The sequence below is a fragment of the Pseudomonas sp. GW821-FHT05D12 genome, assembly GCF_059419825.1.
Genome location: NZ_JBWKSN010000005.1, coordinates 236,442 through 248,648 on the forward strand (window position 1 = coordinate 236,442; position 12,207 = coordinate 248,648).

Genomic DNA, 12,207 nt, shown 5'->3' on the forward strand with positions numbered 1-12,207 from the left:
TACAGGGGTTTGGGGTGGCTCAGTCCAGCAGCAGGACTTTGGCCAAGACGATCTTCGGCCCTTTCATCTTCTTGATGATGATCCGCAGGCCTTCAACCTCCAGCACTTCTTCCTCTTCCGGCACCCGCTTGAGGGTGTCGTAGATCAGCCCGGCGAGGGTTTCGGCTTCGATGTGGTCGAGGTCGACACCCAGCAGGCGCTCTACCTTGAACAACGGCGTGTCGCCACGCACCAGCAGTTTGCCGGGCTGGTAGGCGAGGATGCCGCGCTCGGCCTTGCGGTGTTCGTCCTGGATATCGCCGACCAGCACTTCAAGCACGTCCTCCATGGTCAGGTAGCCGATGATCTTGCCATCGGCTTCTTCGACCAGGGCGAAGTGCGCGCCGCCTTTGCGGAACTGCTCCAGCAGTTGTGATAGCGGCATGTGCCGCGACACACGCTCCAGCGGGCGGGTCAGCTCGGCCAGGTTGAACGATTCGGGAATGTGGTCCAGGGCTGCCAGCTCGAGCAGCAGGTCCTTGATGTGCAGCAGGCCCACGAACTCGTTGCGCACCGCGTCATACACCGGGTAGCGGCTGAATTTGTGGCGACGGAACAGCGCGAGGATTTCCTTCAACGGCGCGTTGAAGTCCAAGGTGACCAGGTCTTCCCGGGAGTTGGCCCAGTCGACCACTTCGAGTTCGCCCATTTCCACGGCCGAGGCCAGCACGCGCATACCTTGGTCGCTCGGGTCCTGGCCACGGCTGGAGTGCAGGATCAGCTTGAGTTCTTCACGGCTGTAATGGTGTTCGTGATGCGGGCCGGGCTCGCCTTGGCCGGCGATGCGCAGGATGGCGTTGGCGCTGGCGTTGAGCAGGTAGATGGCCGGGTACATGGCCCAGTAGAACAGGTACAGCGGCACTGCCGTCCACAGCGACAGCAGCTCGGGCTTGCGAATCGCCCAGGACTTGGGCGCCAGCTCACCGACCACGATGTGCAGGTAGGAAATCACGAAGAAAGCGGCAAAGAACGACACGCCCTTGATCACTTCCGGCGACTCGACGCCCACGGCGCCCAGCAGCGGCTCGAGGATGTGTGCAAAGGCCGGCTCACCGACCCAGCCCAGGCCCAGGGAGGCGAGGGTGATACCCAGCTGGCAGGCCGACAGGTAGGCGTCGAGCTGGCTGTGCACGGTGCGCAGGATCTGCCCGCGCCAGCCGTTCTTGTGGGCGATGGCCTCGACCCGGGTGGCGCGCAGTTTGACCATGGCAAACTCCGCCGCAACGAAGAAACCGTTGAGCAGTACCAGGATCAGTGCAAAAAGAATCATGCCGAAGTCGGCGAAGAGTGTAGCGAGGGTGATACCAGGGGAAGGGTCCATGATGGGGTTTTGCAGGTTCCGTGTGTTCAATTAGGGGTGGCAGGTGGGCCTGAAAGACAGGCGCAAGTCGGCCAATGTAGCGGCTGACGGGGCGCTTGCCTAGTGCCCACTGCCCGGCGGGACTTGGAATGCCCTTTCCACGACAACACAAATCCAACGTGGGGGCGGGCTTGCTCGCGAATGCAGTGGGTCAGTCAACCCATGTGTCGCTGACCGACCGCATTCGCGAGCAAGCCCGCTCCCACATTTAGGGGGGTGTCGTTTTCAAGTTACTCATCTGTTCCAACCTCCCGCGAACGGGTTACCTGCGCCGGCGGAAAATGGCAGGTGAACGTACTGCCATGGCCCAGCACGCTGCTGATTTCCAGGCGCGCGCGGTGGCGCAGCAGCACGTGCTTGACGATCGCCAGGCCAAGCCCGGTGCCGCCGGTGTTGGAGTTGCGGCTGGAGTCGACGCGGTAGAAACGTTCGGTCAGGCGCGGCAGGTGCTTGGCGTCGATGCCGATGCCGGAGTCCTGCACGCTCAAGTGCGCGCCGTGCTCGTCGGCCCACCAGCGGATGCGGATATTGCCCTTGTCCTGGGTGTACTTCACGGCGTTGAACACCAGGTTGGAAAACGCGCTGCGCAATTCGCCTTCGCTGCCCTTGAGCAGCACGGCCGGATCGGCTTCCAGGGTGATCTGCTGCCCGCGTTGGCCGGAGAGCGCCTGGGCGTCATTCTTGATGGTCTGCAACAGGCTCTGCACGGCCACCGGATGGTTATCCGAGGGGTAGTCGGTGGCTTCGAGCTTGGCCAGCAACAGCAGGTCGTTGAGCAGTGTCTGCATGCGTGAACCCTGCTGCTGCATCTGCTGAAGGGCACGGCTCCAGCGCGGGTTGATCTCGTCGACATTGTCCAGCAGCGTCTCCAGGTACCCGCAGATCACCGTCAAGGGCGTGCGCAGTTCGTGGGAGACGTTGGCGACGAAGTCTTTGCGCATCTGTTCCAACTGGTGGATACGCGTCACGTCGCGCACCAGCATCAAGTGCTCGTTGTTGCCGTAGCGCGTCAGGTACAACTGGATCCGTACGCGGTCATTGGTGGGCGAGGGGATTTCCAGGGCTTCTTCGTAGTTTTCCTGCTCGAAGTACTCCTTGAAGCGCGGGTGACGCACCAGGTTGGTCACCGGCTGGCCGCTGTCCTGGGGCGTCTTGAGGCCCAGCAGGGTTTCGGCGGCGCGGTTCCACCATTCCAGGTTGCCGTCGCTGTCGAGCATGATCACCGCGTCTTTGAGCGCGGCGGTGGACTCCTGCACCCGGTCGATCACCGCTTGCAGGCGTCCGCGCACCCGTTGGTCGCGGCGTTGCAGGTGGTAGATGCTGTCGAACACCTCGCCCCACAAGCCGTAGCCGTCGGGTGGCGCTTCGTCGGGTTTGTGCTGGCGCAGCCATTCATGCAGGCGCAGCAATTGCTTGAGGGTCCAGCCCAGGTACAAGGCAATGCCGACTGCCAGGCTCCAGCCGTAATAACCACTCACCAGGCCCACCAACAGGCAGCCGGTGATCAGCAAAAGCATGTGGCGGATCAGGGTGCCATGCCAGTTTTGGTTCACAATCGGTCCTTCGGACAGTGAAAATTTTCAAGCTGCAAGCTTCAAGTCAGAGCAGATCAGCTTCTACTTGCCGCTTGTAGCTGAGAGCTTGCAGCTGCTTTCAACCCTTGGTGGAAAACCGATAACCGGTGCCGCGCACGGTTTGTACCAGATTCTCGTAGGCGTCGCCCAAGGCTTTGCGCAGGCGGCGGATATGCACGTCCACAGTGCGCTCTTCGACATACACGTTGCCGCCCCACACCTGGTCGAGCAACTGGCCACGGGTGTAGGCACGCTCCTGGTGGGTCATGAAGAATTGCAGCAGGCGGTATTCAGTCGGGCCCATCTCGGCTGGCTTGCCGTCGATGGTCACGCGGTGGCTGATCGGGTCCAGCAGCAGGCCGCCGACTTCGATTGGCGCTTCGCCATCGGTAGGACCGGCGCGCCGCAGTACGGCTTTGAGGCGAGCGACCAGTTCGCGGGGGGAAAACGGCTTGGTGATGTAGTCGTCGGCGCCGACTTCCAGGCCCTGGATCTTGTTGTCTTCCTCGCCCTTGGCCGTGAGCATGATGATCGGGATGTCCCCGGTCAGCTCATCGCGCTTGAGGCGGCGGGCCAGTTCGATACCGGAGGTGCCGGGCAGCATCCAGTCCAGCAGGATCAGGTCCGGCTTGCGGTCGACGATAATGGCATGGGCCTGCTGGGAGTTCTCCGCCTCCAGGCAGTCATAGCCGGCCATTTCCAACGCAACGGCGATCATCTCGCGAATGGGCGCTTCGTCGTCAACGATCAGAATGCTCCTGCCAACCATGCCTAAAATCCTCTTGTCATTTAACTGTCTTGCGCCGCATTAGATAACGGAATTATTGCAGTCGTGTGACAGTAATTTAGTCGCTTGGGCAATTCGCGCCTCTCTGGACTACGCTTTGGGTCCGAATCCTTACAACCAAAAAAGGAAGGTTCCGATGACTTACAGCACAATTTCCTGGAAAGCCCTGCTGGTCACGGCGGCGTTGACGCTGCCGACCCTGGCATTCGCGGCGGAGCCGGCGATGACTAAAGACGGGATGCTTGTCGACCACAAGGGCTTGACCCTCTACACCTTCGACAAGGATGCCGACGGCAAATCCGTGTGCAAGGATCAATGCGCGACCAACTGGCCGCCGCTGAAGGCGGATTCCACCGACAAGTCGACTGGTGATTGGACGGTCATCACCCGTGACGACCAGACCAGCCAATGGGCCTACAAAGGCAAGCCGGTCTACACCTACAAGGATGACAAAAAGGCCGGTGACAAGACCGGTGATGGCAAGGGCGGTGCATGGCACATCATCAAGCCGTAAGGTAATCCTGTCGCGGGCGGGCCTGTTGTGGTGAGCGGGCTTGCCGCGTTGGGGCGCGAAGCGGCCCCTTCAGGACCACCGCGCGGCTTCAGGTACACCGAGTCGCTGGGTTTCAGGGGCCGCTTCGCGCCCCAACGCGGGGCAAGCCCGCTCGCCACATCAAGCTCCATCGCCCTGACAGCCCGGCTCACCGCAATGCGTAATCCGCCACAATCCCGACAAATATCGCCAACCCGGCCCAGTGGTTGTGCAAGAACGCCTTGAAGCATTTGAGGCGGTCCCTGTCGCGGGTGTACCAGAACTCCCAGGCAAAACAGCCCGCTGCCGCCAACAATCCCAAGTGGAACCAGCCACCCAGCTCAAACCTTGCGCCGGCGAGCAACAGGCACACCAGTGCCAGGCCCTGCAGGGTCAGGATGATCACGCGGTCCGCATCGCCAAACAGAATGGCGGTGGATTTCACGCCGATCTTCAAGTCGTCGTCACGGTCCGTCATTGCGTAATAGGTGTCGTAACCCACCGTCCACAGCAGGTTGGCGATATACAGCAGCCACGCCGTGGCCGGCAGGTTGCCGGTCTCGGCGGTGAACGCCATCGGCATGCCCCAGGAAAACGCCGCGCCCAGCACCACCTGCGGGTAATAGGTGTAGCGCTTCATGAACGGGTAGCTCGCCGCCAAGGCCAGGCCGCCCAGGGACAGCAGGATGGTGGTGGCGTTGGTCAGCAGTACCAGCAGGAAGCTGATGCCCATCAGCACCGCGAAAAACACCAGCGCCTCTTTCGAGCTGATCTTGCCGCTGACCAGCGGGCGTTGCTCGGTGCGCTTCACATGGCCGTCGACCTTGCGGTCGGCCCAGTCATTGATCACGCAGCCGCCGGCCCGGGTCAGCACCACGCCCAACACGAAAATCACGATATTGCCCAAGGACGGCGAGCCCTTGCCGGCGATCCACAGCGCCCACAGCGTCGGCCACAACAGCAGGTAGATGCCGATGGGCTTGTCCATGCGCGTCAACTGAATGAAATCCCAGGCCCTGGGGTTCAGGCGGTTCAGGGACTTGAGCAGACGTTGGTACATCAGCAGTTCTCCGGATGATCATGCAGCGCCTGCCAGAAGCTCGGCAGGAAGATTTCCGCCACCAACACGCTCAGCGGCCCGCGATCAAAGCGCGAGCGACGTGCCCACAGCCCGTCGACCTGGTCCGCGGTGGGCAGCCATGGGCGAGGGTAGCGGCATACTTCGATGGCCTGGCGGGTGAACGCATGGTCGCAGAACAACAGTTCGCCCAGCGAACGGCTGCCGAGTTCGTCCATGTGCAGCCCGTCGCCCTGCAGTGCGCTGCGGGCCGCAACGCTGCGGGCGAACACCCACGGCTGGCCGTGCCCGCGCAAATACACTTCGCGTACCCAGCCGATCGTGGCCGGGGCCAGGCCCAATGCGGCACATTCATCGTCGCGCAGCGGCTGCCAGCCTTCGAACAGCGGCGTCACGCTGAAGCCGTCGTCGGACAGCCACGTCAGCCGGCGCGTGAGCGAGCCTTCGTCGAACAGCCAATCGAGGGTCAAGGGTGCAGGCGCTGGGACCAGAAGGCTCTGGGTCAGCCATTGGCAAGCATCGGGAAGGGCGGTTGAGTGCGGCACAGTGAGTCAGTATTGGCAGCAAAAGAGGCGGCGAGCTTACCATGGCATCCTGAGCTTTTGCCGGGCGGAACCCGCCGTTTGCATCGATCATGCTTGCATCTGCCGGCCCCGATCAGTACAAAACGCCCTGAGCCGCACGGCAACGTTGGTCTATCGACCGTCGGCCAAGATGCCTGGACCCTGAGGAAGCAAGTAATGAAGAAGTGGCAATGTGTAGTCTGCGGCCTGATCTATGACGAGAAAGACGGCTGGCCGGATGACGGAATTCTGCCTGGCACCCGTTGGGAAGACGTCCCGGAAGATTGGCTGTGCCCGGACTGCGGCGTGGGCAAGATGGATTTCGAAATGATCGAAATCGGCTGATCTGAACATTTAAGAAACGTACTACAAGGAGAAAGGAATGAACGCACCTGTCGTGATCATCGGCACAGGATTGGCCGGTTACAACGTGGCCCGGGAGTTTCGCAAGCTCGACAGCGAGACCCCGTTGCTGCTGATCACTGCGGATGACGGCCGCTCCTACTCCAAGCCCATGCTCTCCACCGGCTTTGGCAAGAACAAGGAAGCCGATGGCCTGAGCATGGCCGAACCGGGTGCCATGGCCGAGCAACTCAAGGCCGAGGTGCGCACTCACACCCGCGTCAGCGGCATCGACCCCGGCCACAAGCGCCTGTGGATCGGCGAGGAAGCCGTGGCCTATCGCGACCTGATCCTGGCCTGGGGCGCCGAAACCGTGCGCGTGCCGGTCGAAGGCGATGCGGGCGAGCTGGTGTTCCCGATCAACGACCTCGAGGACTACGCGCGCTTTCGGGCTGCCGCTGCCGGCAAGCGCCGCGTGCTGCTGCTTGGCGCCGGGTTGATCGGCTGCGAATTCGCCAACGACCTGATCCTCGGCGGCTATGAAATCGACCTGGTGGCGCCGTGCGAGCAAGTCATGCCGACCCTGCTGCACCCGGCGGCAGCCGCGGCCGTGCAGGCCGGGCTCGAGAGCCTGGGTGCACGCTTCCACCTCGGCCCGGTGCTCAATCGCCTGCAGCGCAGCGCGGACGGCCTGGAAGCGCACCTGTCCGACGGTGAAGTGATCCACTGCGACCTGGTGGTCTCGGCCATCGGCCTGCGCCCGCGTGTCGACCTGGCGGCGGCTGCCGGCTTGCAGATCAATCGCGGGATCATGGTCGACCGCCACCTCAAGACCTCCCACGCCAATATCTACGCCTTGGGCGACTGCGCCGAAGTCGACGGTCTCAACCTGCTGTACGTGATGCCACTGATGAGCTGCGCGCGTGCCCTGGCCCAGACCTTGGCCGGCAACGCCACGGCGGTCAGCTACGGCCCGATGCCGGTCACCGTCAAGACGCCGGTCTGCCCGCTGGTGGTGTCGCCACCGCCACGCGGCACCGAAGGCGTGTGGAGCGTTGAAGGGCAGGGGGCCGACATCAAGGCTTTGTGCCGCGACGCCAGCGGCCGCCTGCTGGGTTATGCCCTGACCGGCAGCGCCGTGATGGACAAACTGGCCCTCAACAAAGAACTTCCGCCTTTGCTGGCGTAAATACCGGTCGTTCTGTCGGAATAAGCACGTTTTTGTGCCCAGAAAGGTCGCCGCGAGACTGGCGGAGCGTGCGAGGGCATGCCATCCTCACTCCCGTCTGCCGCAGAGTAGAGCCTGCGGCGCCTTGGGCGCTGCTCCAGAAGAGAGCAGCACGGACATAACAACAAAAAACCGTCAAAGAGGCTTCACTTATGCGTAAACCAGAACTCGCAGCCGCTATTGCAGAAAAAGCAGACCTGACCAAAGAACAGGCCAACCGCGTACTCAACGCCGTACTCGAAGAAATCACCGGCGCGCTGCATCGCAAGGACAGCGTCACCCTGGTTGGCTTCGGCACCTTCCTGCAACGCCACCGCGGCGCCCGCACCGGCAAGAACCCGCAAACCGGTGAGCCGGTGAAGATCAAGGCGAGCAACACCGTTGCGTTCAAGCCGGGCAAGTCGCTCAAAGACAGCGTCAACCCGTAATAGCGATACCGTCTCGTAGGGAGGCGGGGCGGTAAAAAAGATGGGCACGCCGACTGGGTCGGGTGCCCATTTTTTATTGGATTAAACAAGACGGTAATGCAATCTGCCCCGTCCGCCTTGTCATAGACAGCTTTTTATCTGGAGCTTTCTGATGAGTCTTCATTTGAATGGCGTGAGCTTTTCTAATCCGATCTTGCCAATGATTTCATTGATTCTGGCGACGTTTTCTTCGATATCGGCTTTTATCTTTTCGCGCGGGTAATGTTCGGGTTTATCAAAGAACTGAATTTTTAACAGGCTCATCAGGTAAGTGACACGTTGATTGCCCTCTGTCACAAAGTCGCCTTCGTTCTCCGCGTCCTGGATTTTGTCCAGGCTCAAGGTCTCGCCTCTTACAAAGCGTTCATGGGTGTTGCGCTTCACCGTGACTTGCAGCTCGTTTCCGGTGTTCAGCGCCGCCAATACACGAGCAAGCGCATCCGCGTACACGGGCTCATCACCGCGCGCCCTCGCCAGGGTGCCGTTGAGTACCAGTGACGCCTCGATCCAGACCCAATAGTCATAGTTATTTTCAAAAGGGATTTTGCTCAGCGGTGCAGTGAGCTGCTCGGCCAGGTCTTTTTCATTGATGACGTACAACAGGTAAGCCAGACGGGTCAGCGATTCGATACGTGACTTCTGGGTTTTATTGTATTTGGCTGCCACTTTCGACACGCGGTCTGCCAATGGGCCGCTGGCAGCAGAGAGTGAATCAAGTGCTTCTGTGATCTGCATGGAAATCTCCAATCGGTTACTTCACGACTATTTTTACTCGGGTCCCGTCGTCATAGCCGCTCAGGGCATGCGCGATCGAGGAGCCTGCGCCTCGGTTGTCGCTAGGGTCGATGTACCTGACGCTAGCCCCTTTGCCACCTTCTGTCTGCCGCAGAGTAGAGCCTGCGGCGCCTTGGGCGCTGCTCCAGAAGAGAGCAGCACGGACATAAAAAACCCGTCAAAGAGGCTTCACTTATGCGTAAACCAGACCTCGCAGCCGCTATTGCAGAAAAAGCAGGCCTGACCAAAGAGCAGGCCATCCGCGTACTCAACGCCGTGCTCGAAGAAATCACCGGCGCGCTGCATCGCAAGGACAACGTCACCCTGGTTGGCTTCGGCACCTTCCTGCAACGCCACCGCGGCGCCCGCACCGGCAAGAACCCGCAAACCGGTGAGCCGGTGAAGATCAAGGCGAGCAACACCGTTGCGTTCAAGCCGGGCAAGTCGCTCAAAGACAGCGTCAACCCGTAATAGCGATACCGTCTCGTAGGGAGGCGGGGCGGTAAAAAAGATGGGCACGCCGACTGGGTCGGGTGCCCATTTTTTGTGGGGCGGAGCTCAAAAATAAGAAAATGGAAGTTTGTACAGGTCGATGCCCAGCGACGACAGTGCCTGAACGGTTTCTCTTTCGTCCTTGGGTGAGGGGTCTGCTATTTCCATTTTGGCTTCTAGTTGACGAATGATGTCGGCCAACATGATCCAATCCTCGATGGAAATACCCATGTTCTTTATAGTTTTCAGCGACAGGTTTTCGTCATTGTGTTCGTAGTAGCCAACCTGGTTTTCAGTTCTTCCCAGCAACCAGAAATCACCTTGCCCACTGGCGGCAAACACTGTCCATAGAGGGCTCGCTGCAGGGCATTCGGTGTGCAGGAAATCGTTATACGCCTGTTGGGTATCAGGATCACAGACGATGAAGTCACTGGCCAATTCGATGCCTGGCAATTTCCCAAGCGTGGTAGTGGCATAGCCAGGAAGGTCCAGTGGCGATGTACTTACCTGGGCGTGCTCATCGACGATGGCTTTCAAGGACCTGCATTTAATCGGCATTTGGCTATTTTCCACATTTAGATTGGAACTGAGAAATACGCGCTTTTTTCGCAATACTTCTCAAATGTCGGGTAATTGATTTAGCCGCTCTTGTCTTGCCCATAGACGTTAGTCGTTTGTTATTCCTGCCGATCCATTTTTTCCAATGAGCGTTCCATTCCTGGCCCAATGGGCTGGGCGTCCTAAGGGGTCAGATTTATTTACAGTCCCTATCCGGATTAAATAGATCCGTCCCCTTTATTGTTAACTTTATGCCTGGTTTTTATAGGGGGTGAATGATTGACTAGCGATGTAGAAGCCTAGCCCTTTGTCACCTTTGAACCGGTTTTCTATCATGGCATCAGCCAAATCTTGGGAAATCAAAAGGTCTCCAGAATCACGCTCACGGGCAATCCCATCCATTCCTGCGGCGGTATCACGAAGCCAAATTTCATTGAAGTACAGTATTGAGCCACTGTCAGAGATCTCCGGTACCGACTTGCTGTGATCAACAGCGCTAATCGCTTGGGCAGCATTGACGATGTAATAGCCGTCATCCACGGCCTCTCCGTTTGCAGCAATACTAGCGGGTCTCAAGAGCTGAATATGATGGTTGGCTTTCTGCATGAGGAAATCTGCCAACCTCTGGCTCACCAACGGTATGTCACCCAACAACCATAAGCAGTCATACGCCAATAGCTTTTTCTTTTGGCATGGGAAAAATATTTTTGGTCTATCCATGTCGGCGGGATAAGGCTCGCCTGACAGTAGCGATAAATAATCAAAGTTCGATCCCGCAGTCTCATAGGAGCCGATCTCGGCATCGTATGAGCCCAGCAATTTTTCGCTGTGGTAGATAGGCGCTTTCCAGCTTAAGATCATTTCTAGATATCCTAATTATAATGTGCGCCTGGGCGCGCATTTTTATTCAATTGTCTCTCGCCAGAGCGGAGTAATCTTCGCTCATCGGACACGATTTTATCTAGGGCTTTGCGGCATTGGGCCTGATCCCAGTTTTCACGTTTGCCAACCTTTTGTACTCGATCCATTTTGCTTCCAAGGTTTTGATTGACCCTAGCTGCATGGCGTCCTTGGTGAATAGACCGACGTCCATCAGTCAACGCCCGAGTCTTATTGGGCAGGAAAATTTTATTTTGCCGACTTTGCAAATCGAATCCTGCCAATTTAAGCAGAGGGTGATTTTTAGTACTGGCATGCTTGTCGCTCAGTATGTGGTGGTCCTGATATCCCTGTTTTTTCAGGCGTCCAATGCGTCGGTTTATGGATGACGTACAGCTCCAGCCCAGTGGGTCAACCCATCCATATGGATTGGCGGCATACAAATAAAGATTGATGCCCCCCGCCAACCCAATCGGATCCGGCGTCGTAAACCGCCCCACATCCGGATCATAAAACCTGAACGTATTGAAATGCAGCCCCGTCTCCCGGTCCAGATACTGCCCCTGAAACCGCAGGTTCTGCTCTTCAATGTAATAAGGCTCACGCACCTCTTCCAGCGTGTTGCCCCACACCCGATAAGTCGCCTGCCAGACGCTGTGCCCATCGGCCTCGGTCAGTTGTTCCGGCAACCCGTTCAGATCGTTGTGGTAGTAGCGAATCTTCTGTAGCGGGCCAAGGCCCTCGACGCGGGCCAGCGGTTCGTAGCCGTCATCATCGTAAACATAGAGGCTGGTCTGGCTGTATTTATGCTCCTGTAATAACCGCAGTCCATCCCACACAAACTGCGTTTCTCCCAGCGGATACCCGTCACTGCCATGCTCGGTTTTTTCGATGCGTCGGCCCAGCGGGTCGTAGGTCATTCGCACGACGCTGCCGTCATCGTTACGCACTTCAACCAAACGGCTTTCAGCATCGTAGGTAAACCGCTGCACGCCCCGTTTCGCGCTGCGTTTTTCGGTCATCCGCCCAAACGCGTCATAGCGATAACGCTTGTCCTGATAGGTCAGCAACTTGTTATGCACCACCAACCCAGCACCCGCCTGCGGTCCATCCAGCAGGTTGGCAGCGGCGTCGTAGGCCAAGGTTTCACGCTGGCCGTGCAAGCTGTCCTGGCTGGCGATGATGCGGCCGGTCGCGTCGTAGTGCAGCAGTTGGCGGTGCTGCGCGGCGGTTTGTTGGTCGAGTTTGCCGATCAGGTTGTCGGCGGGGTCGTATTCGAATTGCTTTTGCGCAGCCGCCGGCATCAACGATGGCTGACTTGCCAAGCGGCGTTGGCGCGAACGCAGGCGGCCACTACGGTCGTATTCGCTGCGGGTGGTGAGCTGGCCCTGGGTGCGCAGTACTTTCCGGTGCAGGCGGTCACGCTCGAAGTCGCTGATGACCTGGCTGTCGAGGTTGATCTGGTGCAGATGGCCGCTGCCGTAATACAGGCGATTGAGCCAGCGGCTATCGGGTCATATAGTCTGGGCTCACT

13 protein-coding genes and 1 pseudogene are annotated in these 12,207 nt (G+C 59.1%); 5 read left to right on the forward strand and 9 right to left on the reverse strand.

Going from position 1 to position 12,207, the window contains the following annotated elements; all coding sequences use genetic code 11:
- Window positions 1-19: 19 nt before the first annotated feature.
- The 3 genes from AC07SI_RS11385 to phoB form a co-directional block, all read right to left on the reverse strand.
- Complete coding sequence (locus AC07SI_RS11385; RefSeq protein ID WP_010207573.1) at window positions 20-1,360, reverse strand: hemolysin family protein; 1,341 nt, start codon at window positions 1,358-1,360, stop codon at window positions 20-22.
- Between the two features lie 269 nt (window positions 1,361-1,629).
- Window positions 1,630-2,916 (reverse strand): phosphate regulon sensor histidine kinase PhoR, encoded by a 1,287-nt coding sequence (gene phoR / locus AC07SI_RS11390; protein ID WP_216864248.1) that lies wholly within the window; start codon window positions 2,914-2,916, stop codon window positions 1,630-1,632.
- Between the two features lie 136 nt (window positions 2,917-3,052).
- Complete coding sequence (phoB, locus tag AC07SI_RS11395; RefSeq protein ID WP_003176964.1) at window positions 3,053-3,742, reverse strand: phosphate regulon transcriptional regulator PhoB; 690 nt, start codon at window positions 3,740-3,742, stop codon at window positions 3,053-3,055.
- Between the two features lie 154 nt (window positions 3,743-3,896).
- Here phoB and AC07SI_RS11400 point away from each other — a divergent pair, with 154 nt between their 5' ends.
- Window positions 3,897-4,274: a COG4315 family predicted lipoprotein gene (locus tag AC07SI_RS11400; protein ID WP_065902547.1), complete on the forward strand. Its 378-nt coding sequence runs from the start codon at window positions 3,897-3,899 to the stop codon at window positions 4,272-4,274.
- 187 nt (window positions 4,275-4,461) lie between these two features.
- Here AC07SI_RS11400 and ubiA read toward each other — a convergent pair whose 3' ends face one another.
- Window positions 4,462-5,352: a 4-hydroxybenzoate octaprenyltransferase gene (ubiA, locus tag AC07SI_RS11405; protein ID WP_495005749.1), complete on the reverse strand. Its 891-nt coding sequence runs from the start codon at window positions 5,350-5,352 to the stop codon at window positions 4,462-4,464.
- Entirely contained in the window at window positions 5,352-5,915 is a 564-nt protein-coding gene (locus AC07SI_RS11410) for a chorismate--pyruvate lyase family protein (protein WP_106802274.1), read from the reverse strand. Before AC07SI_RS11410 ends, ubiA begins: the two co-directional genes overlap by 1 nt.
- 195 nt (window positions 5,916-6,110) lie before the next feature.
- On the opposite strand from AC07SI_RS11410, the gene AC07SI_RS11415 reads away from it, so the two are divergent.
- The 3 genes from AC07SI_RS11415 to AC07SI_RS11425 all read left to right on the forward strand — a co-directional run bounded on the left by AC07SI_RS11415 (window position 6,111) and on the right by AC07SI_RS11425 (window position 7,931).
- Window positions 6,111-6,278 carry a rubredoxin gene (locus tag AC07SI_RS11415; RefSeq protein WP_015886569.1) on the forward strand — a complete coding sequence of 56 codons (168 nt, stop codon included), beginning with the start codon at window positions 6,111-6,113 and terminating at the stop codon, window positions 6,276-6,278.
- Between the two features lie 37 nt (window positions 6,279-6,315).
- On the forward strand, window positions 6,316-7,464 hold the full coding sequence (locus AC07SI_RS11420) for an NAD(P)/FAD-dependent oxidoreductase (protein ID WP_065902543.1): 1,149 nt from the start codon (window positions 6,316-6,318) through the stop codon (window positions 7,462-7,464).
- Window positions 7,465-7,655: 191 nt separating this feature from the next.
- Window positions 7,656-7,931, forward strand: coding sequence for an HU family DNA-binding protein (locus AC07SI_RS11425; protein ID WP_003213368.1), 276 nt, complete (start codon window positions 7,656-7,658; stop codon window positions 7,929-7,931).
- Between the two features lie 159 nt (window positions 7,932-8,090).
- On the opposite strand, the gene AC07SI_RS11430 is transcribed toward AC07SI_RS11425, so the two are convergent.
- Window positions 8,091-8,705 (reverse strand): DUF6707 family protein, encoded by a 615-nt coding sequence (locus AC07SI_RS11430; protein WP_120450545.1) that lies wholly within the window; start codon window positions 8,703-8,705, stop codon window positions 8,091-8,093.
- 234 nt (window positions 8,706-8,939) lie between these two features.
- Here AC07SI_RS11430 and AC07SI_RS11435 point away from each other — a divergent pair, with 234 nt between their 5' ends.
- Window positions 8,940-9,215, forward strand: coding sequence for an HU family DNA-binding protein (locus AC07SI_RS11435; RefSeq protein WP_495005750.1), 276 nt, complete (start codon window positions 8,940-8,942; stop codon window positions 9,213-9,215).
- A gap of 87 nt (window positions 9,216-9,302) precedes the next feature.
- Here the strand turns inward: AC07SI_RS11435 and AC07SI_RS11440 are convergent, their stop codons facing one another.
- From AC07SI_RS11440 to AC07SI_RS11450, 3 genes and pseudogenes are all read right to left on the reverse strand, one after another.
- Window positions 9,303-9,773 (reverse strand): hypothetical protein, encoded by a 471-nt coding sequence (locus AC07SI_RS11440; protein WP_256595047.1) that lies wholly within the window; start codon window positions 9,771-9,773, stop codon window positions 9,303-9,305.
- A 270-nt stretch (window positions 9,774-10,043) separates the two neighbouring features.
- The gene (locus AC07SI_RS11445; RefSeq protein ID WP_495005751.1) at window positions 10,044-10,655 is read right to left on the reverse strand and encodes a hypothetical protein; all 612 of its coding nucleotides are present in this window, start codon (window positions 10,653-10,655) and stop codon (window positions 10,044-10,046) included.
- Window positions 10,656-10,666: 11 nt separating this feature from the next.
- Window positions 10,667-12,187 (reverse strand): annotated as a pseudogene (locus tag AC07SI_RS11450) (RHS repeat-associated core domain-containing protein); the annotation flags it as partial.
- Window positions 12,188-12,207 lie beyond the last annotated feature (20 nt).